This window comes from Xenorhabdus sp. PB61.4 (assembly GCF_963894935.1).
GTDB lineage: Bacteria > Pseudomonadota > Gammaproteobacteria > Enterobacterales > Enterobacteriaceae > Xenorhabdus > Xenorhabdus stockiae.
Genome location: NZ_CAWQJR010000193.1, coordinates 1 through 25,841, shown reverse-complemented (window position 1 = coordinate 25,841; position 25,841 = coordinate 1). Strand labels below are relative to the sequence as shown.

26 protein-coding genes are annotated in these 25,841 nt (G+C 46.4%); 6 read left to right on the top strand and 20 right to left on the bottom strand.

Annotation, left to right across the window (positions count from 1 at the left end; all coding sequences use genetic code 11):
• Positions 1-129: 129 nt before the first annotated feature.
• Both AACX68_RS16495 and AACX68_RS16490 read left to right on the top strand, forming a co-directional pair.
• Positions 130-1,176, top strand: coding sequence for a M4 family metallopeptidase (locus AACX68_RS16495; protein ID WP_228859852.1), 1,047 nt, complete (start codon positions 130-132; stop codon positions 1,174-1,176).
• Positions 1,177-1,688: 512 nt separating this feature from the next.
• Positions 1,689-1,886: a protealysin propeptide domain-containing protein gene (locus AACX68_RS16490; protein WP_255705630.1), complete on the top strand. Its 198-nt coding sequence runs from the start codon at positions 1,689-1,691 to the stop codon at positions 1,884-1,886.
• 117 nt (positions 1,887-2,003) lie between these two features.
• Here AACX68_RS16490 and der read toward each other — a convergent pair whose 3' ends face one another.
• From der to AACX68_RS16415, 15 genes are all read right to left on the bottom strand, one after another.
• Positions 2,004-3,497 (bottom strand): ribosome biogenesis GTPase Der, encoded by a 1,494-nt coding sequence (der, locus tag AACX68_RS16485; protein ID WP_228859851.1) that lies wholly within the window; start codon positions 3,495-3,497, stop codon positions 2,004-2,006.
• A gap of 173 nt (positions 3,498-3,670) precedes the next feature.
• Positions 3,671-4,843, bottom strand: coding sequence for an outer membrane protein assembly factor BamB (bamB, locus tag AACX68_RS16480; protein WP_228859850.1), 1,173 nt, complete (start codon positions 4,841-4,843; stop codon positions 3,671-3,673).
• Positions 4,844-4,857: 14 nt separating this feature from the next.
• Entirely contained in the window at positions 4,858-5,478 is a 621-nt protein-coding gene (locus AACX68_RS16475) for a YfgM family protein (RefSeq protein ID WP_228859849.1), read from the bottom strand.
• A gap of 11 nt (positions 5,479-5,489) precedes the next feature.
• Positions 5,490-6,767, bottom strand: a complete 1,278-nt coding sequence (gene hisS / locus AACX68_RS16470; protein WP_099121858.1) for a histidine--tRNA ligase — start codon at positions 6,765-6,767, stop codon at positions 5,490-5,492.
• A gap of 116 nt (positions 6,768-6,883) precedes the next feature.
• Positions 6,884-8,005 carry a flavodoxin-dependent (E)-4-hydroxy-3-methylbut-2-enyl-diphosphate synthase gene (gene ispG, locus AACX68_RS16465; protein WP_228859848.1) on the bottom strand — a complete coding sequence of 374 codons (1,122 nt, stop codon included), beginning with the start codon at positions 8,003-8,005 and terminating at the stop codon, positions 6,884-6,886.
• 149 nt (positions 8,006-8,154) lie between these two features.
• Positions 8,155-9,225 carry a cytoskeleton protein RodZ gene (rodZ, locus tag AACX68_RS16460; protein WP_228859847.1) on the bottom strand — a complete coding sequence of 357 codons (1,071 nt, stop codon included), beginning with the start codon at positions 9,223-9,225 and terminating at the stop codon, positions 8,155-8,157.
• A 143-nt stretch (positions 9,226-9,368) separates the two neighbouring features.
• Complete coding sequence (locus tag AACX68_RS16455; RefSeq protein ID WP_228859846.1) at positions 9,369-9,812, bottom strand: fimbrial assembly protein; 444 nt, start codon at positions 9,810-9,812, stop codon at positions 9,369-9,371.
• 71 nt (positions 9,813-9,883) lie between these two features.
• Positions 9,884-11,080, bottom strand: a complete 1,197-nt coding sequence (locus tag AACX68_RS16450; RefSeq protein WP_099121952.1) for a bifunctional tRNA (adenosine(37)-C2)-methyltransferase TrmG/ribosomal RNA large subunit methyltransferase RlmN — start codon at positions 11,078-11,080, stop codon at positions 9,884-9,886.
• A 322-nt stretch (positions 11,081-11,402) separates the two neighbouring features.
• The gene (gene ndk / locus AACX68_RS16445; protein WP_086956086.1) at positions 11,403-11,831 is read right to left on the bottom strand and encodes a nucleoside-diphosphate kinase; all 429 of its coding nucleotides are present in this window, start codon (positions 11,829-11,831) and stop codon (positions 11,403-11,405) included.
• Between the two features lie 420 nt (positions 11,832-12,251).
• Positions 12,252-12,578 (bottom strand): hypothetical protein, encoded by a 327-nt coding sequence (locus tag AACX68_RS16440; RefSeq protein WP_228859845.1) that lies wholly within the window; start codon positions 12,576-12,578, stop codon positions 12,252-12,254.
• 184 nt (positions 12,579-12,762) lie between these two features.
• Positions 12,763-15,084 carry a peptidoglycan glycosyltransferase PbpC gene (gene pbpC / locus AACX68_RS16435; protein ID WP_228859844.1) on the bottom strand — a complete coding sequence of 774 codons (2,322 nt, stop codon included), beginning with the start codon at positions 15,082-15,084 and terminating at the stop codon, positions 12,763-12,765.
• A 324-nt stretch (positions 15,085-15,408) separates the two neighbouring features.
• Positions 15,409-16,308, bottom strand: a complete 900-nt coding sequence (locus AACX68_RS16430; protein WP_228859843.1) for an IS982 family transposase — start codon at positions 16,306-16,308, stop codon at positions 15,409-15,411.
• Between the two features lie 109 nt (positions 16,309-16,417).
• A complete protein-coding gene (locus AACX68_RS16425; protein ID WP_228859842.1) occupies positions 16,418-16,675 on the bottom strand; it encodes a hypothetical protein in 258 nt (85 codons plus the stop codon).
• 76 nt (positions 16,676-16,751) lie between these two features.
• A complete protein-coding gene (locus AACX68_RS16420; RefSeq protein WP_228859841.1) occupies positions 16,752-16,985 on the bottom strand; it encodes a hypothetical protein in 234 nt (77 codons plus the stop codon).
• Entirely contained in the window at positions 16,969-18,078 is a 1,110-nt protein-coding gene (locus AACX68_RS16415) for a hypothetical protein (RefSeq protein WP_228859840.1), read from the bottom strand. The genes AACX68_RS16420 and AACX68_RS16415 overlap by 17 nt, the downstream gene beginning before the upstream one ends.
• Positions 18,079-18,429: 351 nt before the next feature.
• Between AACX68_RS16415 and AACX68_RS16410 the strand changes: the two genes are divergently transcribed.
• Positions 18,430-18,570 carry a hypothetical protein gene (locus AACX68_RS16410; RefSeq protein ID WP_228859839.1) on the top strand — a complete coding sequence of 47 codons (141 nt, stop codon included), beginning with the start codon at positions 18,430-18,432 and terminating at the stop codon, positions 18,568-18,570.
• Positions 18,567-18,722, top strand: a complete 156-nt coding sequence (locus AACX68_RS16405; protein ID WP_228859838.1) for a hypothetical protein — start codon at positions 18,567-18,569, stop codon at positions 18,720-18,722. Before AACX68_RS16410 ends, AACX68_RS16405 begins: the two co-directional genes overlap by 4 nt.
• A gap of 246 nt (positions 18,723-18,968) precedes the next feature.
• Here AACX68_RS16405 and AACX68_RS16400 read toward each other — a convergent pair whose 3' ends face one another.
• Genes AACX68_RS16400 through AACX68_RS16390 form a run of 3 tightly spaced genes read right to left on the bottom strand, consistent with a single transcriptional unit; the run spans position 18,969 to position 23,368 of the window.
• A complete protein-coding gene (locus tag AACX68_RS16400) occupies positions 18,969-19,253 on the bottom strand; it encodes a hypothetical protein (protein ID WP_228859837.1) in 285 nt (94 codons plus the stop codon).
• Positions 19,195-20,292 (bottom strand): site-specific tyrosine recombinase XerC, encoded by a 1,098-nt coding sequence (xerC, locus tag AACX68_RS16395; RefSeq protein WP_228859836.1) that lies wholly within the window; start codon positions 20,290-20,292, stop codon positions 19,195-19,197. Before xerC ends, AACX68_RS16400 begins: the two co-directional genes overlap by 59 nt.
• Positions 20,279-23,368, bottom strand: a complete 3,090-nt coding sequence (locus tag AACX68_RS16390) for a CHC2 zinc finger domain-containing protein (protein ID WP_228859835.1) — start codon at positions 23,366-23,368, stop codon at positions 20,279-20,281. Before AACX68_RS16390 ends, xerC begins: the two co-directional genes overlap by 14 nt.
• A 151-nt stretch (positions 23,369-23,519) precedes the next feature.
• Here AACX68_RS16390 and AACX68_RS16385 point away from each other — a divergent pair, with 151 nt between their 5' ends.
• Both AACX68_RS16385 and AACX68_RS16380 read left to right on the top strand, forming a co-directional pair.
• Complete coding sequence (locus tag AACX68_RS16385) at positions 23,520-23,891, top strand: helix-turn-helix transcriptional regulator (RefSeq protein WP_228859834.1); 372 nt, start codon at positions 23,520-23,522, stop codon at positions 23,889-23,891.
• 97 nt (positions 23,892-23,988) lie between these two features.
• Positions 23,989-24,231, top strand: coding sequence for a SymE family type I addiction module toxin (locus AACX68_RS16380; protein WP_228859833.1), 243 nt, complete (start codon positions 23,989-23,991; stop codon positions 24,229-24,231).
• A gap of 39 nt (positions 24,232-24,270) precedes the next feature.
• Here AACX68_RS16380 and AACX68_RS16375 read toward each other — a convergent pair whose 3' ends face one another.
• Together AACX68_RS16375 and AACX68_RS16370 are read right to left on the bottom strand one after the other, a co-directional pair.
• Entirely contained in the window at positions 24,271-24,711 is a 441-nt protein-coding gene (locus AACX68_RS16375; RefSeq protein ID WP_228859832.1) for a hypothetical protein, read from the bottom strand.
• Positions 24,711-25,715 carry a hypothetical protein gene (locus AACX68_RS16370; RefSeq protein WP_228859831.1) on the bottom strand — a complete coding sequence of 335 codons (1,005 nt, stop codon included), beginning with the start codon at positions 25,713-25,715 and terminating at the stop codon, positions 24,711-24,713. Before AACX68_RS16370 ends, AACX68_RS16375 begins: the two co-directional genes overlap by 1 nt.
• Positions 25,716-25,841 lie beyond the last annotated feature (126 nt).

Sequence of the window (25,841 nt, the reverse complement as noted above, 5' to 3'; positions counted from 1 at the left end):
TTTATAGATTAATAAAAACAAAATAGGAAAAAAGCATTTAATTAGTAGAAAACCTTGTAACTTAGGCTAATAATTTAATTGGGATCCCAAAAAAATACACAGCATTCAAAAATAAATCGGGGTATCACTATGTACAAAAATACGATACACAACATTATTCCTCCAAATTTATTCGAATATATTATTAAAAGTTGCGATGAAAATGATAAAGCTCCAATATTAAAAGCTTTAAATCATACTTATAATTTAATGAATTATTATGCTGGCATGGGAAGTTCATCACTAATATATAATCCAGGAGATGATGAGAATCTGGATAGAATAATATATGATGCCGAAAATACAGATAAGTATCCAGGTACAAAAACAGTACGGACTGAAGGCGCTTCTGAAAGTAAGGATATTTGTGTTGATGAAGCCTATCAACATCTTGGTATAACTTATCAATTCTATAAAGAAATTTTTGGCCGTAACTCAATTGATAATAAAGGACTTAAGTTAGTCGCTACAGTACATTACCTTGAAAATTATGCAAATGCGTTTTGGGCAGACAACCAGATGGTTTTTGGTGATGGTATGAAGTCGTATCTTAATCGCTTCACATCCTGTATTGATGTTACAGCCCATGAAATGACACACGGTGTCACTCAATATGAAGCAAATCTGGACTATGCCTATCAAGCAGGTGCTCTCAACGAGTCTATTTCAGATGTATTCGGTATTATGGTGAAACAATTTTCGAATAATCAGAAAGCAGGCGAATCTGACTGGCTGATTGGTCAGGGGATCTTCGGGCCAAAAATGAACCCTAATAATGATCCAAATCTTGCCCTGCGTTCGTTTAAGGATCCGGGAGCTGCGTATTCAGATGATGACCAAATAGGTCATATGGATCAGTATGAAGATCTTCCCTTTTCAAATGACAACGGTGGAATTCATAAATATTCAGGCATTCCAAATAGAGCATTCTATCTGTTAGCAACGGCTTTAGGAGGATATTCATGGGAGCAAGCAGGTAAAATCTGGTACAGCACTTTGACAGATAATAATCTGTCTAACAAAGCAAATTTTGATGATTTTGCTAAATTAACGGTAAGTAATGCCTGCAAACTCTTTGGTAAAAGTGTTTCAAATTTTGTCACTGATGCATGGCATCAAGTGGGTGTCCTGCGCTGACGATAAAATAATATTTTTGGCACAGGGGTTAGGAAAACCCCTGTTGTTATCGTCATATTTATTTCTATATTCTTTTTTATCAGGCTATGATTTTTTCTAATCAGATCAGTTTCATTTTAATTAAATTCGTCAACCACATGAATTCCCAATGATATAAGATCAGCTATGGTTCTGAAAATTTATCTGCTTATTACATATATAATTAACAAAATAAATGAATAAAAAAATTTACATTTTTAGTAGTGACTGATTTAATTATTTTGACTAACATTTAGACTAGCAAGGTAAGTTATATCCAACGGGTTTCAATGTGCATTACGGCGACAAAGGAATGATAAAGGCTGGTTTCCGATGGAACACAAAAGCCGCTCATTAATCTCTGGGATTATAGCGCATCGTATATTTATAAAAACGATGACTGGGGTGCGTGAGTGTAGCCAGCAAAGAGGTACTTGAAAAACGGAGGATATTATATAGATACCAGGCTCACACACTAACAAATTGGGTATATTATGTGCAACACAACAAATCAACGCTGTATAGTCCCGCCCCATTTGCTGGAGTATATTGCAAAGCACTGTGATGAGAAAGATAAGGAATATGTGCTAAAAACATTAAGTGATGTTAATAAGTTAATGAAAAAATCCGCCCAAAATTCTCCGTTACAAAAAAAAGATATAACCAAAATTGATAAAGAAAAAAGTAATTAATCATTCGATGTTAAAAAGTATAACCCAGAAGATAATCAATTTAATTATTCATCAGAATGGTTAATCGTCTTAAACAAAAATAAAGAGCTATAAATAGCTCTTTATTTTTTTGCTTAATTAACGCTTTTTCAAATGTTCCATCAAACGCTTACGTTTACGCAACTGTGTTGCCGTTAATGTATTTTTTTTACCCGCATACGGGTTAGCCCCTTCTTTAAACTGAATACGAATAGGTGTACCCATCACTTTTAAAGAGCGGCGGAAATAATTCATTAAGTAACGTTTATACGAATCAGGCAAGCCTGTTACCTGATTTCCGTGAATAACAACGATTGGCGGATTATACCCTCCGGCATGAGCATATTTCATTTTAACCCTGCGCCCGCGTATTATTGGTGGCTGATGATCATCTTCAGCCATACGCATAATACGGGTAAGCATGGACGTATTGACACGACGGGTCGCACTTTCATAAGCTTCCAGAATCGAATCAAACAGATTCCCTACTCCGCTGCCATGCAAAGCAGAAATAAAGTGGACACGGGCAAAATCAACAAACCCCAGACGTAAGTCCAGCATATCCTTAACATGATCACGATCTTCCTGAGTCATGCCATCCCATTTATTCACCGCGATGACTAAGGAGCGACCGCTGTTAAGAATAAAGCCCAACAGGGAAAGATCCTGATCTGAAATACCTTCACGGGCATCAACCACCAGCATAACGACGTTCGCATCTTCAATTGCCTGAAGTGTTTTGATAACGGAGAATTTCTCGACCGTTTCTGTCACCTTGCCACGCTTACGAACTCCTGCTGTGTCAATCAGCACATATTCACGACCATCACGCTCCATCGGAATATAGATGCTGTCACGAGTTGTACCCGGCATATCGAAGACAACAACACGCTCTTCACCCAAAATACGGTTAGTCAGTGTGGACTTACCCACATTTGGACGCCCGACGATCGCTAACTTCAATGGCAGTGTTGTCGGATCGAAATCATCTTCCTGCTCAGCTTCTTCGACAGCGTCTTGTTCAGCCTGTTCTAACTCAGCCCAGTAAGCAGCGTTAGCTTCTTCTTCCGTTAATTCAATTTCCTCTGCACCTTCCTCATCTGCATAGAAAGGCAACAATGCATGCTCAATCAATTGTGTCACGCCACGCCCATGAGAAGCAGCGATAGAATGTATATCCCCCAATCCCAGAGAATAAAATTCAGCAACAGATGTATCAATATCGATACCGTCAGTCTTATTCGCGACTAAAAACGTCGACTTTTCACGGCTGCGCAAATGCTTTGCAATCGCGTGATCCGCAGGCATCAGCCCGGATCTGGCATCAACCATAAACAGGACAATGTCTGCTTCATCGATTGCCATCAAAGATTGCGTAGCCATATGTGTTTCTACGCCCTCTTCTGTTCCGTCAATACCACCGGTATCAACGATAATAAATTCTTTCCCTTCAACTTCCGCACGTCCATATTTACGGTCGCGGGTTAAACCGGGGAAATCCGCAACCAATGCATCTCTGGTACGGGTTAAGCGGTTAAATAAAGTAGACTTTCCGACATTGGGGCGCCCAACCAGCGCAACGACAGGTATCATTTTTGATGCCTCATGACTAAATGTAAATCGATATCCCGCAAAAAAAGAGGCGCTTGAAGTTCGTTCACAACAAAATCTTCTTCTCATAACTGCAAGATACTAAAAAGACGACACGGCTCCTGTCATTACAGGAGCCGTGTTCGGATAAAACGCATTAAAACATTTACTGTATATCAGCGCGTATACAGGTAAACTTTACCATTCCTTGCCTGCACCATCAGTTTATCACTGGCGATAACCGGACGGCTTAATAAGCCTGAGCTATCAACCTTATGCTGAGCCATAAACTGACCATCTTCCATATTCAGCCAGTGCAGATAACCTTCTCCATCACCCACAACCAGATAGCCGTTATACATTTCCGGTGCAGTCAGATTACGGTGCAACAAATCGTTCTGGGACCAAATGGTTACCCCATCACTTTTACGCAGGGATAAAATACGATCATCCTGATCTACAACAAAAATATTGTTGTCAGTCACAACCATATCATTGACGGAACCAAGATCACGTTTCCAGATTATCTGACCAGAGCGCATATCCATTGCAACCAGATTGCCATTATAGGCAATGGCATAAATGACATTATCAGAAATGACCGGTGTCATATCAACATCATTCAGACGATCAATTTCCGTTGCACCAGTGACCTGAGAGATACGCTGTTGCCAAATAAGTTGCCCCTGTGAAAGCAGAACAGCACTAACACGGCCATTATCACCACCGACAACCGCAGCGCCATATGCCACAGCGGGTGCTGATTCGCCACGGACAGACAATGGCGGCGTATCCATATTGATGGACCAGGCGATAGAGCCATCATTTTCATTCAATGCCTGTAACATCCCATTGCCGGTATGAATCAGGATAAGGCTATCACTTAACACCGGACGGGATAACGCTTCACCAGCAACCTGAGTTTCCCACTCAACTTTGCCGGTTGTCGCATCTAATGCGATAACTTTGGCTTTCTCTGTGCCAACATACAGACGATCACCTGATACCGTCAAACCACCGGACAATAACGCAGGCAAACGTGACGACAGAAAGCCTGTTTTCTCTGACAGATCGGTAGACCACAACTCTTTGCCGCTATCTATATCAAATGCTTTGATAATACCATTACGATCGGCAACATAAACAGCAGAGCCTTGCCATGCAGGTGATAAGTGAGAGTAGTAATGACCAACTCCACTTCCAACTGACTTATCCCACACCACATGAGGATTGAATTGGTTTTCAACCTTTGGCAGCGGAGACATTATGACCGTATCCTGTTCATTTGAGCAACCCGCCAGCAGAACAGAAGCAACCAGCCCAACCAGAAGTGTTTTACGCAGTTGCATTAGAGTTGGCTCCCTTAGTTGGATAAATTATCTAGTTTAACTTGCATTCTCTCTTTCAAAGCCTGAGCTCCCTGAGATTCCAACCCTCTGGAGTATGCTTCACGCGCACCTGCTATATCGCCTTTCTTCGCCAGAATATCACCCCGGATATCCTCAGTGATGACTTGCCATCCTTTGCTTTTTACCTGCTCCAGCGTTTTTAATGCTGCATCAGTTTTATCTTCGGCTAACTGAATGCGGGCCAGACGAATATCTGACAAAGCCTGTATATCCTGATCTTTAGCTTTACCTGAAGCAGTCAGTAAATATTTCTCTGCCTGTGCCAGATCATTCTTATCAGCCACATGTTTTGCCAGTTCCATATCTGCCATCACACCGTAGATATTATTCGTTTCGTTAGCGAATTTCTCTGCGGCCGAGATACCTTCTTTCGAACCTGATGCCAATGACTGGTTCATTTGCTCAAATGCTGTTGCAGTATCTTGTAACTGATTTGTTTGATGAGATTGCCAGTAACGCCAGCCAACAATTGCCCCAATCCCCAGTACTAAGCCAACAGCAATATATTTGCCGTTGTTAACGAAAAAACGCTTTATTGCATCAACTTGTTCAGTTTCAGTGGTATAGACTTCCACAGAGTCTCTCCTTAGCCTAACAGTTCGCTCAAACGTGCTGCGATCGTTTGTTGTGGTAATGTTTGTTGCTCACCATTTCGTAAATCTTTCACGGTGACATTACCTGTACTAATTTCATCTTCCCCTAAGAGCAGGGCAATTTTGGCACCGTGCTTACCTGCACGCCCCAGTTGTTTCTTAAAGTTACCGCCACCGTGATTGGTCATCAGGCGTAATTCCGGTAATTCATCACGGATTTTCTCTGCCAGAATCAGTGCTGCCTGTTGACTGCCTTCCCCGAAGGAAGAAAGGTAAACATCTGCAACCGTGAGATCGGCAACAAATTCGGGGTTCACTTCCTGAACCAACAGGATCATGCGTTCCATACCCATGGCAAAGCCGACCGCAGGTGTTGATTTCCCACCCAGTTGCTCAACCAGACCATCATAACGCCCACCGGCACAGACCGTACCCTGCGCACCCAAAGCAGAAGTGACCCATTCAAATACTGTGCGGTTATAATAGTCAAGACCGCGTACCAGACGCTGGTTAATACGATATTGAATACCCGCAGCATCCAGATTCCGGCACAGGCCGTCAAAGTGTTCTTTTGACTCTGCATCAAGATAATCAAACAGAGCCGGGGCATCGTTAAGAAGTGCCTGAACCTCCGGATTTTTAGAATCCAGTACGCGCAATGGGTTAGTATACATGCGACGCAGACAATCTTCGTCCAATTTATCTTTATGCTGTTCGAGGAAGGCAACCAAAGCATCACGATAGTTTGCCCGCGCTTCCAGAGAACCGATGGAATTCAACTCTAGTGTCACATGCTCAGCAATACCCAACTCCCGCCACCAGCGTGCAGTCATCAGGATCATTTCAGCATCAATATCCGGCCCCTGAAGACCAAACACCTCAGCACCCAATTGATGAAACTGACGATAACGGCCTTTTTGCGGGCGCTCATAACGGAACATCTGGCCGATGTACCATAAACGCTGTTCCTGATTGTACAGCAGACCATGTTCGATACCGGCACGAACACAACCAGCAGTGTTTTCCGGGCGCAGGGTCAGGCTTTCTCCGTTGCGGTCATTAAATGTATACATTTCTTTTTCGACCACATCAGTCACTTCCCCGATAGCTCGCTTGAATAACGGGGTCTGCTCTACAACCGGTGTTCTGATTTCACTGAAGCCATAACCAGCCAGCACACGTTTTATTGTAGACTCAACACGTTGCCAAATCGCTGTTTCAGCAGGAAGGCAGTCGTTCATGCCACGAATAGCCGAAATGTTTTTTGCCATGTTTTATCTCTTATTAATATTTTTACAATAGAGTCGATTATAAAAGCGAATATTCTCAAGGTTCAATCAGCAAACAAAATAATACCGACTCAAATAACATGAACCGGTATTGAATTTTACTTTTCGAGCTGATTGATACTGATCCGTTTACTGGCATCAAGGATCGCAGCCTTGGCCCGGATTTTCGCTTCAAGCTGGTCAATCAAATCATTATTATCGAGACGTACTTTCTGACGGACGCCATCTTCATAAAAACCACTTTTTGTTTTTGCGCCGGTCACGCCCAATGTAGAAACTTCAGCTTCTCCGGGACCATTGACAACACAGCCGATGATGGAAACATCCATCGGCGTGATCAAATCTTCAAGACGTTGTTCAAGCGCATTGACTGTACCGATAACGTCAAATTCCTGACGTGAGCAGGTCGGGCAGGCAATGAAATTGATACCTCTTGAACGAATGCGCAGTGCTTTCAGAATATCGAAGCCAACTTTAACCTCTTCTACCGGATCTGCCGCCAGAGAGATACGCAAAGTATCCCCAATACCTTCAGATAACAGCATTCCTAAACCGATCGAAGATTTCACCGCACCAGCACGGGCACCGCCTGCTTCGGTAATGCCTAAATGCAGCGGCTGATCAATTTTCTGCGCCAGCAAACGATAGGCACCTACAGCAAGAAAGACGTCAGATGCTTTAACACTAACCTTGAACTGATCAAAGTTAAGGCGGTCAAGAATATCCACATGACGCATAGCCGATTCCACCAATGCTTCTGGTGTCGGTTCTCCGTATTTTTCCTGTAAATCTTTTTCCAAAGAGCCGCCATTCACCCCAATACGGATTGGTATATTATGATGACGGGCGCAATCTACAACCTGACGGATCCGCTCTTCATTACCAATATTTCCGGGATTAATACGCAAACAGTCAACACCGTATTCGGCAACTTTTAATGCGATACGATAATCAAAATGGATATCGGCAACTAACGGGACATTGACTTGCTGCTTGATGAGTTTAAAGGCTTCCGCCGCATCCATGGTTGGCACCGAAACACGGACAATATCAACACCTACACGCTCCAGCGATTTTATCTGATTAACAGTCGCTTCAACATCTGTTGTCCGTGTGTTCGTCATTGACTGCACCGCAATAGGTGCATTATCTCCAATAGGTACATTACCGACATAGATACGTGTGGATTTACGTCTTGTTATCGGTGATTCATTATGCATTTTTACATTACTCCCCTACATCCCTGTATTTTATTTATAAAAATTACAACTATGCTGTGGTGAATAATACACATAGACGAACCTGAACCCCAGCTCAACATTCGTCTCAAAGTATGTGCCCAGTAAACGTGTCAAAACCATAAATCCGCTTATGGCAGTGACAGTCTGGCATTGGTGCCTTTCTTAATAAACGCATCCATATTCACACGTTTTCCCTGAAACTCTACCTCAACCTGAGCAGGTGCCCCGATATTAAGTGAATAAGGTAAAGCACCTGATAATTTCAGGCTATCGCCCTTACTTTTGGTACCACTAAACAGTTTCTTACCGTTGGCATCTTTAATTTCCAGCCAGCATCTGCCTTTGAAATTAAATACCAGTTCATTGCTGTTCGCGACACTGGACTGATTTTCAGTTGTTGATAAGGGGGTTGTTGATACAGGATTCGTTGATGACACAGCGTCTGGCGTGATATTCGTTGTAACTGAATTCTCTGCTTCCTGATTTACAGGAGAAACACCTGTGGAGGCAGTATTACCAGAAGCTGTCAGCGGCTGGCTACCCGACTGTGGCACTGAGTCAGTCTGAGTTGATGAAGGAGCGCCGGAAGATAATGGCACCTTACTGTCTGTAGCGGCACTATTTAATGGTACTTGTACATTTTTCTCTGTTTGAGCTGTACCAGATTGCACTTCTGTCGTATTTAGGGTGGAACTGGCTGTCACAGATTGAGTATCAGTCAGTTCACTGGCAGACTTTTGGTCCTGTATATCAGACTGTTCAGCCATTGAAACCAACTCTTTTTGCTGAACATTATAATTCTGCCACCACCACACACCCGTCATGCCCAATAACACAATAATGACAAGCCATGTGAATTTCATCAGCCAGCCATCACGTTTCTTACGTATTTTTTGGGCAGAAAAGCTCTGCATCTGAGATGTTTTTACTGCCTTATGCTGCATCTGTACATCGATCTTGGCTAAGATCTCAGACTCAGGCACCTGAACAAGTTTCGCATAAGCACGGATATAACCGCGAAAAAATGTGGGTACGATATTGTCAGGAACGTTATCTTCTTCAATATCACGAACAGTGGACACTTTAAGACACAAGCGATCTGCCACAGTCTGCTGAGAAAGCTCATGTTTTTCACGAGCTTGACGCAAGATCTGACCCGTTGTCAGATTAGCTTCTTCTGGATGAGTTTCAGTCTTCATTATCTAAGGACACTGGTACTGTTCAGGTTAAAATATTCACACAAGTTAATTGACTATCAGACACAATTTAACTTGTGTAGCGAAATCATTTCATACTGCATAAAACGTAGGCAATCATTTATCACAACTCCTACTAATTGCAGTTATTCACCGCAATGGGTATAGAAGCCGGTGTTACTCTTTATAACCAAATTATCTGTGACCAAATTGTCCGAGACCAAATTTTTAGCTTCTTTATACCGTCTTTGTTCACAGAGAAAAACGTAATAATGACCTATTACAGTATCATCTCCTGCTCCGTACTGCATTGCCATTCTGTAGTGACGGTCGGCGGATTCAGGCTGACCCGCATATTGTTCATGCAGCGCCATCCCCAAATGAGCTTGCGGATGACGGGGTTCAGCCAGTAAAACTTTCTGAAAATGAAATCTGGCAGCCGATAAATTACGTTCTGCCAGATATGCTTTCCCTAACTGTAATCGGGTATCTACTGCAACAGCATGATGAGCCCGGTTCTGAGGATGCTCCGCACAACCAGCCACCAGACTCAAACAAACTATAGACCAAATTATTGATTTCCGTATCATATCATTTTCATTTATAAGGATATGTCAAACTTCGCCAGATTTTTAGCCAATTACAAGAATTGAGCAAAAAATTAGACTGTTTTTACCTGAATAGGTTCACCTGCCAGACGTTTTCTCATGGTCCGCTTGGTTCTGTCGATAACCTCGCCAGCCAGCTGTCCACAGGCAGCATCGATATCATCACCTCTGGTTTTACGCACGATGGTAGTAAAGCCATATCCCATCAGTACCTTGGAGAAACGGTCAATCCGGCTGTTGGAGCTGCGCCCGTAAGGTGCTCCGGGGAACGGGTTCCAGGGGATCAGGTTGATTTTACTTGGTGTATCTTTCAGACATTCTGCTAATTGGTGAGCCTGTTCCACACTGTCATTAACGTGATCGAGCATCACATACTCTACAGTGACCCGCCCCTGATTAGCATTCGACTTCGTCAGATAGCGGCGGACACCAGCCAGAAACTCTTCGATATTGTACTTACGGTTAATCGGTACAATTTCATCACGGATATCGTCAGTGGGTGCATGGAGAGAAATTGCCAGAGCGACGTCGATCATATCACCCAGTTTATCCAGTGCAGGCACTACGCCGGATGTTGACAGGGTTACGCGACGTTTTGACAGGCCAAATCCAAAATCATCCATCATGATTTCCATGGCCGGCACCACATTGTTCAGGTTCAGCAACGGCTCACCCATGCCCATCATCACCACATTGGTAATTGGACGGCGACCACTGGATTTCAGCGAGCCAATAATTTTAGCGGCACGCCAGACCTGACCAATAATTTCAGAAACCCGCAGGTTGCGGTTAAACCCCTGCTGGGCAGTAGAGCAAAACTTACATTCTAAAGCGCACCCTACCTGAGATGAGACACACAGTGTCGCACGGTCATCTTCCGGAATATAAACTGTTTCGACCTGTTGATCGCCAACAGTAATTGCCCACTTGATAGTACCATCCGAAGAACGCTGTTCTTCTGCAACTTCAGGTGCTCTGATTTCAGCAACCTGTTGTAGTTTTGCCCTGAGCACTTTATTAATGTCAGTCATTTGCTCAAAGTCATCATAGCAATAGTGGTACATCCATTTCATGACCTGATCGGCACGAAAAGGTTTTTCCCCCATTTCAATGAAAAACTGACGCATTTGTTTGCGGTTGAGATCAAGCAGATTAATTTTGCCGCTTGTCTTATCCCGCGTAAAAGTCTTATCAGGTGTGAAAGAAGTGGCAGAAGTTGAACATTGTTCGGCTGTATTGGGTTGGGACATTGTCTGGGACATATTGTTACATCGCCTCGTTGTTACACTTTCGGCTCTGTGCTGATTGTATTTCAGCACTAAGTTTTCATGCGGTGACTACTGATTCAGTAAACAGACTCCATATTCAATAAACATAATGCAATACATGTTCTCTTTTGCGAAAACATATCCAGCGTTAATCGTTTATTGAAATGAAATAATAAACGCCCCGCTAAATCAAATCAGCGGGGCGCGACATTGTACAAACTTTACTGTTCAGATGCTACGAGAACTAAACATCCCGACCATCTTTCAGGTCGTCTTTTTGAAGCAGCTCGAAACTTATTGAATATTAGCTGCGAGAGAAAACTTCATCATCACTGAAGAAGTAAGCAATTTCACGGTTTGCAGATTCAATGGAATCTGAACCGTGTACCGCATTTTCAGTAAAACTGTCGGCATAATCAGCACGCAGAGTACCAGCCAGCGCGTTGTCCGGGTTAGTTGCACCCATCAGATCACGGTGACGCTGAACTGCATTTTCACCTTCCAGAACCTGTACCATGATTGGGCCAGATGTCATGAACTCTACCAGACCATCAAAGAAAGGGCGGCCTTTGTGCTCGGCATAAAAACCTTCAGCTTGTTCACGAGTTAAATGCAGCATTTTAGCAGCGATGATTTTAAAACCGGCACTTTCAAAACGAGCATAGATGGAACCGATAACATCTTTCTTCACAGCATTAGGTTTAATAATGGAAAAAGTACGTTCAATCGTCATTGGATAACCCCTTTGGCACTTTCAGCGATGATTCATTTTAATTTTATATTCCCCCTGATAACTCAGAAGGACAGAATTTATCCTGTTTTCCTGACAGGAATAAAAATAGGCGTTGATTATAGGAGGAGACTTTCGGCTTGCCTACAAAAAACACAACATTTTATTAAAACATTCTTAGCGAAAATGATAATTTTTTAGCACAAATCACATTTTTGCAGTACAAACCAATTAAAGACGATACGAGTTAAACACATTTTCAGCACTAACTCCTATTTCAGATATCTTACTTTTCTATCAATATGCACTGTCTTATTGATTCATTTTATAAAATAATGCCTATGCAGGCGATAATTTCCCGCATAGGCATTCTGACCAAGATCATTGACTTCGCGTGTTATATCATTATTTAAACAACTTCAGTTACAAAACCGTATCTTTCACACACTGAATAAAAGGCTTAACCTGCTCTTGTCTTTTCTCATCCAGTGGTTTTTTAGTTTCATCAGAAACTTCAAATTGTCCTTTAAACTGTTCATTACTGTCTTTTGTTGTCTTATCAGAAGTGCCGATAATGCTAATGGTATATTTATGTCCTTCAGGTAATAAATGTGTGCATTTTTTCAATGCGCCCTGATTAACCACTTCTTTAATGACTATTTTATTATCAATATCTTTTGCTGATGTATCTGCTAAAGAAACTGGTACATAAAATAAACCCAGCAACAAAGCATATGAAACAACTTTCATCTTTATTTCCTCACTGGTTGAATTAACATACAGCTATTAAATAAATTGCAACTTACTGACTCAACATCTTAAAAGATCAATATATTCCGAACAGAACAGCAATAAGTTTACTTTAAAACAAAAAATACAATTAATTTTTTGTTTATGACAAAATTTTTGACCTACACCACAAATAGTAACCGGATCATTTTAATACAAAATTAATTTTGCTGATTTGCCCACTCAGATCTAAAACACTAAGCTGATATTTTCCTGACTGTGACAATGTTTTCGTCCACGACTGGTTATTTTCAGTCACGGTAACCTGCTCACCATTCAAAAACCACCATTGCTGTCCCTGACCACCCTGTGTTGCTACCCGCAGATCCAACGTCCGTTGACCGGGCAAGCGAGTCAGAACATCCCCTTCTCGGATACCGGTAATCAATAACGGTGCGTCATCTGTTTTCATTGGCGGGCATTGAGGATTAATTGGAGGTAGCCGATTCACACGGCGCTCTTTCTCTGGTAGCCATGCTTCCAGTGCAATCGGCCATAAAGAGATTGTTTCAGGTCGGGCATCAGGGCAATCGGCAGCAACACGCAAACCGTTTTTATCGACCCATATCTGTTCATTGATACCCGAAATCGATTCCTGCCCCGTAGATGACAGTGTCGGCGGGATAGTGTTATCCAGAATCCAGCTCAAACGGCGCTGACGGCAGTTGTTATCTTCCGACCGGAATGCCGTACCACTCGGCCAGCAAATAACTGCCTGACTAACATTCTCCGGCCGCGGATCAACAGGAATAGGTTGCGAACCATAGTGCAGATCAGCCATCAATAATCCATGAATCTGGTTCATGATAGGAATTGCAGTCGCATAACCAGACTGCCCTGCTACAGGTGTCCCGTCCGGCCTACCGACCCAGACACCGATGGTATAGCGGGCATTTAAACCGATTGCCCATGCGTCTCGATAACCATAACTGGTGCCTGTTTTCCATGCCAGTGGCACTTCGGCAGGTAAGACATTATCCGGCAACGGGCGGCTTTCCCCTGCCATAATCCGCCTGACAATCCAGCCTGCTCCCGGAGTAAAAAGCTGTCTGTCCCGCAGTTCCTGCTGTGAAGTAAAGCGTAACGGAGAGACTTTCCCCTGACGTGCAAACGCACTATAAACAGAAACCAGCTGATCCATACGAACTGAAGTTCCCCCCAGAATCAGCGCCAGATTCGGCTCACTTCCCAGAGGGAAACGCAGCGTCATGCCTGCATTACGCAAATTGGCAGTAAACCGTTTCGCGCCATAGGCTTCAAGAAGCTGTACTACCGGCAAATTTAGTGAACGAGTCAGTGCCTCACTGGCGCTGACCGGGCCATTAAACCCACTATCAAAATTTCCCGGCCGATAATTATCGAAAAGGCGGGGAACATCCTGTAAAAGAGATTCCGCATGAATAAGGCCATCATCCAGCGCCATTGCATACAGAAAAGGCTTTAATGTCGACCCCGGAGAACGCCATGCACTGACCATATCAACATGACCAAAACGGCTATTATCCTGAAAATCAGCCGAGCCAATATAAGCCTTCACTGTCATATCAGTATGATCGACCACCAGCACACCAATTGATGTTTTTTCCGCTAACTGATATTTCCAGTTAAGCACCATATCTTCCAGTTGGCGCTGCAAGCCGGTATCAATAGTAGTTCGAATGATTTCCTGCTGATTATTGTGTGCCATTCTCCTTGCCAGCAACGGGGCAAGTTGAGGAACCTGACGAGGAGCCAACCACAGATTTTCCTCCTCAATATCTGCCACTTTTTCTGCTGACCAAACTCTATATTGCTTCAATCGCTGCAATACCTTGTCACGGGCAACCTGAGCCCGCTCAGGATAGCGATCCGGCCTTAAACGGCTTGGAGCCTGTGGTAACACTGCCAATAATGCCGCTTCACCGGATGACAAATCTGACGGTGACTTTCCCAGATAAGCCCAGCTTGCCGCACCGATGCCCTGCAAAGTGCCGCCAAATGGTGCCCGGTTCAGATACATCTCCAGAATCTCGTCTTTCGAATAGTGCCACTCTAATTGCAGAGTACGCCAAAGCTGTTTGAACTTGCCGCCAAAAGTACGTGAATGAGGATCTATCAAACGGGCAACCTGCATAGAAATCGTGCTTCCGCCTGATACAATTTTACCGGCCCGGATATCCTGCCAAGCTGCCCGTAACAACGAGAGAGGATTCACCCCCGGATGCTGGTAAAACCAACGGTCTTCATAGGTTAAGAGTGCTTGAATGTATTCAGGAGAAACCTGCTCTAGAGTCACTGGATAACGCCAGATCCCTTCAGTATCAGCAAAGCGCCATAAGGGTGAACCGTCAGCTCCTACCACAACGCGTGCGGCGGTGACGTTTTTCAGTGGTAACGGCCAGATTTTGTCGGCTAGCCATAAGGTTGCTGGCAGAATAAGTAAAATGGCCAGAATAATAAGGTAAATGCGCGGGAAATATTTTCTCATTGACACTGAATCCGACAGAAATCAGCCCTTATTATTAATAATAAGGGCTGAATAGACAAAGAAATCATATCTAAATTGGAATAATTTTTTCCAATACCTATAAGCGGTATTATACTATCCAGCATACTCTCAAATTATCACTTACCAACCATGAGTAGTATCATGCTCCACTTCAGTTCTTATATGATTGTAACTAATATAAATTTCGTGAAAAAATAAGTTAATAATTTAACTCAAAACAATCAATAACTATAACAGCACTATGTAGCAAAATAGCCCACAGGTTTGTGGGCTTATGATACTAACTTAACGCGATGCTCAACTTTAACATCCTATAACGTTGGCTTGTTGAAGCCAGTCGCGTTGACTTTTACCTTGTTTAACATTGGCAAAAATACCCAACGTGTGAGAAAGCAGTTTTCTGGTAATTCGATTACTCAAATGCCACAAATCCCGCGCCCAGCACTTCTCGATAGCAAATTGTCCAGCGAGTTGACCAATCACGGTTTCAATTAAACGGCGTTTGGCGTTAATGACCCTTCTCGTTTTTCTGGGGAGGGGATCATCCATATTGGCCCGCATCGGGGTAATCATTTCAATACCCTCCACCTTCATCTCCTGTTTAAATTCAATGCCTAAATACCCTTTATCACCCAGCAAACAGCCTTTTATCGAGCCGATCACATCCCAGGTGGCTTCACGCTCACTGACATTGGCGGGCGTTAGTGTAAACCCGGTTACCACGCCGATTTCGTCTATCATGAGATGTCCTTTAAAGCCGTAGTAAGTTTCGTTTTTGGCGGCACAGTACCCATAATCGGCTTGTCCTTTGAAGTTGGCACAGCCTTTTGCTCTTTTGAATCCACAAACGGGCAGCGGAAATCCGTCGATAATATGGACCGGCCTGTCGAGCGCGCCCAATAACCTCGCCAGCTTTGCTTGCAATTGTTGTTTAACAGCCCAAAGATTCGCAATCTGTTTAGCGAAATTGGCGCGTGAACCCAGCCCCGGAAACCACTCGCGCCAGTGGCGATTAAAGTACGTCCAAATGCCTTTATCTGTTGAAAATCCTAAAAATTCACCCACCACTTCCATCGTGATGGCTTCTGCATCGCTCAGTTTAGGCGGATATCCCCGGCTTCTGAATCGCCTACCTTGCTGTAACTGCGTTAAATTGTCATCTACCCAACAAAACACCCAAATCATAAAATCTTGCTGTGACATAGCCTTTTGTTCCTTTATTTCTCTATTTTTGGCGACTTAAAGTTATAAAGGAGCGGCTATGTCATTTCAACTCACCATAAAAGCCGAGCATCGCGTTATTTTAATATTTTCATTTCATCACCTCAATCGATGAGTCATTCGCCTTATCAGTTTTCTTCACTTCAGTTGATGAATTATTCGCCTCGGTAACATACTTGTTAGTAAGCTCTGCTCCTCCTGCACCCAAAAAACTACCCACAATACCAGGATATGGAGATACTAACGGTGGTGCTGATATAGAAGGATTAATTACACTATACCTTTCTTTAAAACCATCCGACCAAGGGTTAACTTTACCATCTAAATATTTAGTTGTTTTTGCTCCCACTCCATATCCTATCCGGCTGATTGAGAACAACTGACGGCTAAAAAGGAAGATCCCGGCTCATTGGCCGGGATTAATACTATTTACGATGACGTGTCCACCATTCACCTACACTAATTAATGGACCGACCAAGACACCTATCTTGAAAGCTTTCTTTACGTCTTCAAATGACAGAAGAAATTCTCCACTGATAAAAAGCCAAACTCCAAAATTAACAATAAACATGATGAATAATGTCAAAACAAATATTCCTGTAATACACATAAGTGTTGACACTAAAAAAAACTCCAGTTGCCTACTTTTTCGGTTCATCTATTTTCTCCTTAATATGTTTAATTCCTTCTTGAACCTTTGAGTTTGTGTACTCAGTTGTGATGGCAGACCCTGCATTACCTCCCAACCCAGGAAGCACACTTGGCTTCATATCTTTCCAAAGTCCTAATTGACCGTTTATGGCGCTTCCTTGCAGCTTAGGATTATATTTCGGATCCCAGCCTCCAGTTCTCCATAATCCGTATTGATTAATGCCTTTGCTAAGAGCTTGACCGGTACCATACCCCAAACCAGCTCCCGTTCCTGCACTGAACATATTCAGGCCAATAGTGGACAGGTCATCTCCTTTCACCGCACTGGCAGCACCACCCATACCCGCATTCCAGCCGACGGTGCCCCAAAATCCTGTATAGGCAGTAAGGGCACCCGTCCCAAAGGCAAATCCCACATCAATTGGATTGATCTCACCTGTAGTCAAATACTGAATGCTAGCATTCGCTCCTGCCCCTATCGTGCCGGTTGTCAGCATCATTTTACCTGTACCATCACCAAATACGGTGGCCACTTTACCCACCACTGGTGCCACTGCTCTGACTTCACCACCTAGATTGGCCAAGCGAGGTTTCACACTCTTGCTAGCCCACGTACTACCCGTGGTCATCAAGGCACCTTCAACGATTTGTCCTGCTCCCTCCCAGAGATTACCATCTGTAACCTGACGTACGCCTTTGCCTACTTCATAGGCACCAGCCAAACCTGTTCCAAGGCGGGCGACATTCCCAACACCACCCGGTAAAACCGGCATGGCCGGATCACCAACATCGGCAAGATTTCTATGATAATTTAGCGTATTTAAATCACGGCCTGACTCATTATATATCTGCTCTTCTGGGGTCTGGGTACGAGTCCAATTTGCCGCTGCCCATAACCCCTTCTCTTCATACACTTTCCGTCTTTCACGGTCAGCCCAGGCATTTTTCGCCTCGTCTGTACCCGCATACGGGTAACCCTTACCTGGGATAAGTGGTGAATCGCCGTCTTTCAGCAACGTAGTAACCAACTGCTGCGCTTTGTCTGCACCATACAGTTGGGTATTTTCATACACATACCGTTGCAACTCTTGCTGGAACACACGTTGTTGTTCCGGCGTCAATGATGATGGATCTTTCCGGTACTGCGCCAGCAAAGCGTCATTGCGTTGGTCACGCTCTTCAAGTGCGCGAAGTTCCTCTAACTGAGCCTTGGTATATTTACCCTCACGCCTCGCATCTCGGTCTTTCTCCAGTGCGTCACGTGAGATATCCCCCAGGAAGTTATTCTCAATAACAACACATTCCTGTGCAACGTTGACCGGCGAACACCGATTTTCCCTGTGTACTCAAGGTATTGCAAGCCGGTTTTGCCTGTGCTTTGACGTTGCCGAACCCAAAAACCCCTGACGCACTTTTTGCCCCTGAACGGCGGTTTTGCCCGATAATAACACGTGAGTTTAGTCCCCTTTTCGGCAACGGGCGAACGTCGCCCAGCTTGTCTGGGCGGCGGGCGCACGTTCTGCGGGTGCGGGTGGCAAAGAACCCGCAAGCGGCGCATTGCGACGCTCTCAGGCACTGAAGCTCAGGATTGACACGGTTTTGCGGGTTGCGTTTTGCTCAAGGGAAGCCCCCTGCGGGGGCTGCACGGGGCGGAGATGGCGAGCACGGTAACGAGCAAGGAGCACAGCGACTGCGAGCCGGGCGCAGCCAGTGCAGCAGGGTTGGGGCGGGGGAGGTAAATTAACGGAGGCCGCAGGCCGACCTGCCTACCGGGTTGTTTGCTGGATGGTTGCAAGACAGCTAAAGAAGAAGCTGGTCCGATGTTGGACGCTGGCTCGGTGTTCCGGTTCGGCGCGGTTTTTGGCAGGGATCGGCTCAGCAGGTCAGAGCAGAAGGCGCAGCCTTGTGCGGCGGCACCCCGCGATGCTGACCAGCGGGGGCGCTAGACATAATGTAAATTATACGCTGCGAGCCGCTGCACGGTGTTGATTTAGGCAGCGGAGGCTGCCCGGTGAGTGGCGTATAATTCCCCCACATTATGTTGAGTGGGCTTTGGGCGGCCTGCACGGACTGATTGGGGACACGACTGCGCAGGCCGCCCATTGCCCACGTACCCCCGCAGACGCTGAGGCCAACGGGCAGTCCGGCCACGGTCTGCCCCGACACCGTTCCCCGCGAACTTAACGGGGACGAGCAGACTGTCCGCTGGCTCAGTATCATTGGGTCGGCTTCGGATTTTCCGGTGCTGTGTCGGTGTCAGCATGATCTTTGTCATATCGACCAGCCAATAAGCCAACGTCTTCATTTTCTGACTGCTCAGCGGGATGCGTACTGGCATGAACTGCCTGCAACGCCCGGATCGACACCTGCGTATAAACTTGCGTCGATTCTACACTAGCATGGCCTAGCATGGCTTGTATCCAGCGCAGATCGGCACCGTTCTCCAGCATTTGCGTGGCCATCGCATGGCGGAACAGGTGACATGCGCCCTTTTTCTCAATACCCACGGCATTAATGTATCCGGTGACCAGGTTACTGATGCCGTTGGCCTGTAAGCCGTCCAGCCCGTCCATCGCCACGAACAGCGCTTTCACCTCAGGATTGACAATCAGTTGCGGCCGCACCTCACGTTGATAATATAACAACCAGCCCAGTGCCCTTTCGCCGACAGGCAATACCCGGTCTTTGTTGCCTTTGGCCTGTCTGATGGTGATCGTTTTTCTCGACGCGTCCACACTGTACACATCCAGCCTGACCACTTCACCGCGCCGCATGCCGGTAGACCACAACAGCTCCATTAAGGTCCGGTCACGGATGCCCTGCAAAGTATCAAGATCCGGCTGTGCCAGTATCTGCTCGGTTTCCTCAATGGTCAGGATATAACGCGGCAGATGCTTTTCCTGCCTCGGCAGTTCCAGATCCGCCGCCGGGTTTGCCAGTATCAGGTTCTGTCTCGCCAGCCATTTAAACCAGACCTGTAACGGCTGTAACTGCGTGCGTTGGGTACGGACGCTCAGCGGTTCACCATTCGTTTTACGGTACAGGAACAGGTGCCGCTGGTAGCGTTCCAGTATCGGCTTCGTGATATCCACTGCGTAGTACAGACCGCGTTCCGTTGCCCACAGGATAAAGTGGTAGGTATGGTGGGTCTGCACTTTCAGCGTGGTGTCTGACCAGTTCCGCGCCTGCCGCCAGGCTACGAAGCGCAACAGCAGGGCATACAGGCTCTTGGGGTCGTGCGCCGGACCGACGGGCTTTCTGTATACTTCATCCACGGTCAGCAGGCTGCCCTTGCGCGGTTTACGGTTCGCCATGATCCACCTCCGATTCTGTTTGAGTACGGGCAGCGGGCGATGACACGTTTTTATTTTTATCCCTGATTACTGTCTTTTCATCAAGTCCAACTTGCGAAGACACTAACCCTTGTTGTGTCTGGCTTAATGCAGTGTTTTCCGCCTCCAACTTAGCCCCAACTTGGCCGCAACTTGAGGCCAACTTACTTGGTTTTAGATCCAACTTGCCTTCGCTGCCCGGGGTTTCTTCGGTAGTTTCGTTCACATCCAGCAGACCGCACAGGTGGGCTGAACCGTTGTCAGCGCCATCCCAGAGCAGTTCGTACTGCAACAGGTGTCCCCGGCTGCCGCCATGCGGTAACAGGTATTCCATCTCAGCCAGCCGCAGACAGTGCACTTTCAGTTGATTATCTGTCCAGTGGGTAAAGGCGCGGATATCCCGCCGGGTAAAGCGGATTTCGTTCGGCTGACAGTGCCGGATTTGCGCTTGTTCGTTCACCATGCCCTGTATCAGCAGCAACAGCTTGCGTGTCTGTGGCGGCATTTCATCCAGCGTGCGCCCCAGCACTTCATGAGCAAGCTGATTCGCTAATGCAATGTCGTCTTTGGTCACTTCAAGATATTCAATCACCTGCCCGCGATGCGTGGTTTGCTTGATGTCCCGCTGGTATTGGTGCAGCAGCGCGATGGCTTGGATTAAAGTGAGGTATTTCATATGGTCGCGCCGCATCCGGGTTTTGTCTGACAGGAACGTCAGTTGATGGGCATACGGATTCACCACTTTCAGCGGCCTGAGCAGTCGCTGGGCGTTTTGATGCAGTTGGGTCAGATACCCCTTCTCGCTGTCAGCCAGCAGGCCTGCCAGTGTCTGGCGGTGGCGCTGCATCGCGTGGATGGCTTGGGTTTGCTCGCGGGATTCATTGACCGTCAGCACCAGACAGCGGTTCAGCAGCTCTTCATCCACATCGATGGCGGTCGTGGTCAACATCAGCATCACCGGGCCTTGTACCTTGTATTCCCGCGTCACCAGTTCGCCGCTCTGTTCGTTCTTGCCTGTCGAGGCGATTTTCAGCTCCCCGTCGGACTGCAACAGCTTCAGTGCATACGCCGCCTGCCGTACGCCCTCTTCTTCGGCAATCGCCAGTATCTTATGTTGCAGGCTGGTTTCGCCGAGGTAATACAGGCTCTGCCCGGTCATCGCCGAGTACTGGATACGCTCTTCTTCCGGCATCAGGTTCAGCACCGCATCCATCAGCGAGGATTTTCCTGCCGCCGAGCTGCTCTGTATCAGCACCGCCAGCGGCCTGTCTAACTTTCGGGAGACCGCCGCCAGATACCCGGTCAGCAGATTGGTGGATTCACCCACCACACCACAGGCCGCCATATCGCTGATAATCTGCTCAGTCAGGTTCGGTGATGTCAGCAAGTTCAGGGCATCGGCTTCATCGTCCGCGCTGACCGTGACCGCCGTTGAGCCGGACGATGAAGCATCAGCGTGCTGTTGTGCATCCTGTTGTTGCTCCAGCATCAACAACAGCCGCCCGGCTTCGCGTTTGATGACCGAAGGCTCACATTCCAGCTCTGCCGCGGCGGTGCCGATATAGTTCTGCCGGGAACGGGCGTGATACATATCCAGCGTATCGACATGGAACAGACCGCTGGTGTCATCGCGTACCTGCACATTGACTTTCATCACATCGGGCACCGGGGATTTTTTCATGCCCCGTACCCGCCAGACGCGTGGACCACTTTTCATCAGTAACTCACCGGATGCCGTGCGCTCACAGGGCACTTGTGCAACGAGCAGCTCTGACTGAGCAGCTAAAGAAGCCGGTTTAGCAACATCGGCATTTTGTGGCTTTTCCGTCACATCAGAAGTCACGGGCAATTCATGGCTGAACACCGCCCCCGGTGCCGATCCCTGACCCAGCCAGACCGCTTGTTGCAAGGCCAGACCCAACGCATGTTCCGCGTTGCCGCTTTTGATAGCGTAATCATTCGCATCCATACCCGCCGGGAACTGTACGCGCCACGCTTCAATGCCCGACTCCAGCAAATCAGCAGCAACACTGGCTGCACCACGATCCCCGGCTTCATCACGGTCAAAGGCGATCAGCACCCGCTTCACCCCGTGATATTGCAGCGCTTCAAGGTGATCACGGTTAAACCCGTTCACACCGTAGGCCGCGATCACATGGCGGAACCCGGCACACCAGAACGTCATGGCATCGATCAGCGCTTCGCACAGGATAATTTCACTGGAGGCCTGCATCGCCGATTCGTTCCAGACTCCGGCCAGTGGTGACGGCAGGTACAGATGCTTCGGGCTGTCTTTCAGTACCTTGTAATCCGGCTGCGTCCGGCGGCCATAAAGCTGTAACACCCGCCCCCGGCTCGCCACATGAACGGATTCTGCCCAGCCGATCACTGGCACCACCACACAGCCCCGGAAGTGATCCTGCCGTGTGCTGGCACGCAACACACCCAGCCCTGCCAGTTTCTCGCGCAGGTGCTGGCCTTCCTTGCTGCTTTTGGACGGCAGTAACCCGGCTGATCCACTGATCCCGTGATTGCCCGCATACCCCAACTTAAAATGGCTCACCAGTTCAGGATGATTCAGCCCGCGCCGTGCCAGCCATTCCGCCGCTTCCGGTGAAGCCAGCAGATTCTGGTGATAAAAATCGATCACCTGATGCAGCAGCACCTGCCCGTCATCATCCAGATCGGCCAGTTTCTGGCGCGGCGACGGGGTTGGCGGTGAGTCAGTTTGGGCGGCTAAAGAAGAAGTGAACTGGGCATTATCCCTTTCAGGCAGCCCTGCCAGCTCACGCAACCGTTTGATGCCTGTTTTCAGGTTCACGCCTTCCGTTTGCATGATCCAGTCCAGCACCGACCCCGCTGCACCACAGCCAAAGCAGTGATACAGGTTCTTGGCAGGTGAGATCACCATTGACGGCGTTTTCTCGTCATGAAACGGACAGCGCAGCACATAATCCGCCCCGCGCTTTTTCACCGGACGGCCTTGCTGACGAGCTAATCCCAGCAACGAGACGGTTTGTTTTAACTGCGCTAAATCAGTATCGGGAACACGCGCCATGAGTTACCTCCTGTAAAAACCTGTCAATAGGGTTTGGATAAAAATAACTCGACAATCATATACCACAGCTGGTAGTATTTACAACAGTAAGATGTAAAACATGTAGTAGATTAGGGTCATTCAGTCACTTTTTACATCGGTAACATCGACTATGGCCGCCTCTATCAGTAGTGAAGAACAGGTATTTATGATGACGTTAGGTCAGCGGATTTCTGCTCTGCGTAAACACGCCGGACTCACACAAGCGCAACTGGCTCAGGCACTGAACGTGTCTCAGCAAGCTGTTCAGTCATGGGAAGCAGGCAGAAGACGGATCCAGATTTCTGTCTTGCCTGAGATAGCAAAATTACTTTCTGTTTCACTGGAAGAGCTGTTCGGCGAAGAGGTAGACGCGATCCCCCGTAAACGGGGACCCGCCTCACGGCTTGAGCAACAGATACAGATTATCAGCCAGCTGCCCCGCGCTAAGCAGAAGCTGGTTTCGGAGATGCTGGATGCGGTGATTGCACAGGCGCAACAGTAAAAGACAGGTAAAAGGGAAAGGATTTTTTAACGCGGATGGAGCAGGCGGCAACCTGCTACAACCGCTAACCACAACCAACTATATGAGGTAGTTAACTATGGCTAACCGCGATTGTAATGCAGATTGGAAGATTTCAAAAGCCCGGCGCAACTATAAGGTGGGCTATAACCGCACCCGCCATGAAGACCGTAATACAGGCAAAACCCGCTATTACAGCCAGCATCCCAGCCTGCACCTTAAAGGCAACTGGCTGGAAGAGGCCGGATTCACCACCGGTCAGGCGGTGAATATCACCGTTGAACGGGGGCAGTTGATTATCCGGCTCGTTCAGGATAACTGATATTGAGAATGAAAATCCCGGCACAAGGCCGGGATTTATTTAGATTATCGATGTGATTAGTTTTGCTTCTGGCAATATATCACAAGGAAATATGTATAATATCTGCTTAACAAAATCAGGTAACATACCGTATTTCAGACCATTTTTAGGCTTTGATATTAATTTGTACCCTTCACCAATCCTATAATCATAACTAAAAACACCTTTTGAAGACATTTCGATAAATGACCGTAAATAGCGTGTACGTTGAGTTTCATCTGAAAATTGCGGTAGATTTTCTTCAATAATTTCTATTTCTGATAATACATTTAATGAATAAAAATAGTCATAAATAACTTCATAATTATCTATTGACTCCCTTATTTTCTCTGGAACCAGACAACATCCACCTGTAGCAAAGTGAGCTATTGACCCATCTTCATAAGAAGAGAACCAATCTAGGTCATTAGATTCTAAAAACTCTTCATCCATATACATCATTATTCAGCACCAAACATGTTTGTACAATTGTCACAGCGGGGAACAACTTCGCCAGTTCTAGGACGAACCGCTGGTGTAAATTGTATATCTTTAACTTTTAAATTAGGATTTGACAGCATGAGCTCATTAGCAGCTCTAAATTCTGCGCAACGTCCCAGTGTATTCCCGCATGCAGTTTTAACACCTAACCCACCTAGCTTCTGCGCATACTCCAATAGTTCAGGAGCAATCACTGATGGTACAGCACCATTAGATGCGGTAGATATTCTTCCTGTTAATGGATCGACAGCCGCAATAGCAGTAGCGGGTTTATACTTACGGTCAGCAAAAGATTTTGCAAAGTTATCCAACTGATGCTGCGCATCTACCCTTCTATCCAAAACCCGGCTACTTTCCTGAGTGACCAGCTTATCAGGTGAAACAATGCCTTTTGTTGGCTGAGTCACCACTTTATTCGCCGACGCTCCACCAAAGATAGCTAGAGACCCCAGTCCCACATTAGTAACACCCTCGACATACTGGCCATCAATCATCTGACCGATACCCGTACCGGCTTGATGTGCGCCACCTGCCATCAAGGTACCACGGGCTAACAGGCCAGGGTTACCGGGCAATACCATCAGGGCATCTGCGCCAATGATCGCCTGCCCTGATTGGATACTATACATCTTCAGGTAACTCAGTGCGTCGTTATACGCTTTCGCATCTGCTGCTGTCGCAACAAAAGCACCTCCCTTCACCAATGTCTGAATAGCATTGGCTGCTTCCATGCGTGTGAAGCCATATTCTGTTTGTAATTCAAAACCGTATTGGTCGAGCAAGGTTGCTAACTGCTGTTTCTCTCCATCGTTTAACTGACCATTGCGGTATTGTTCTAACAGCACATTGCTGGCTTTGTCTTCGTTAGTCAGCCTGACGATATCTTTTGAGGCTTGTACCAGGTTTTTACCTGCCTTTTGATCATCCAGTGCCTTACCCAAAGCATCGCTCTTAGTTGGCGCCAAAAAGTTATTCTCCACAACAACACATTCCTGTGCAACGTTGACCGGCGAACACCGATTTTCCCTGTGTACTCAAGGTATTGCAAGCCGGTTTTGCCTGTGCTTTGACGTTGCCGAACCCAAAAACCC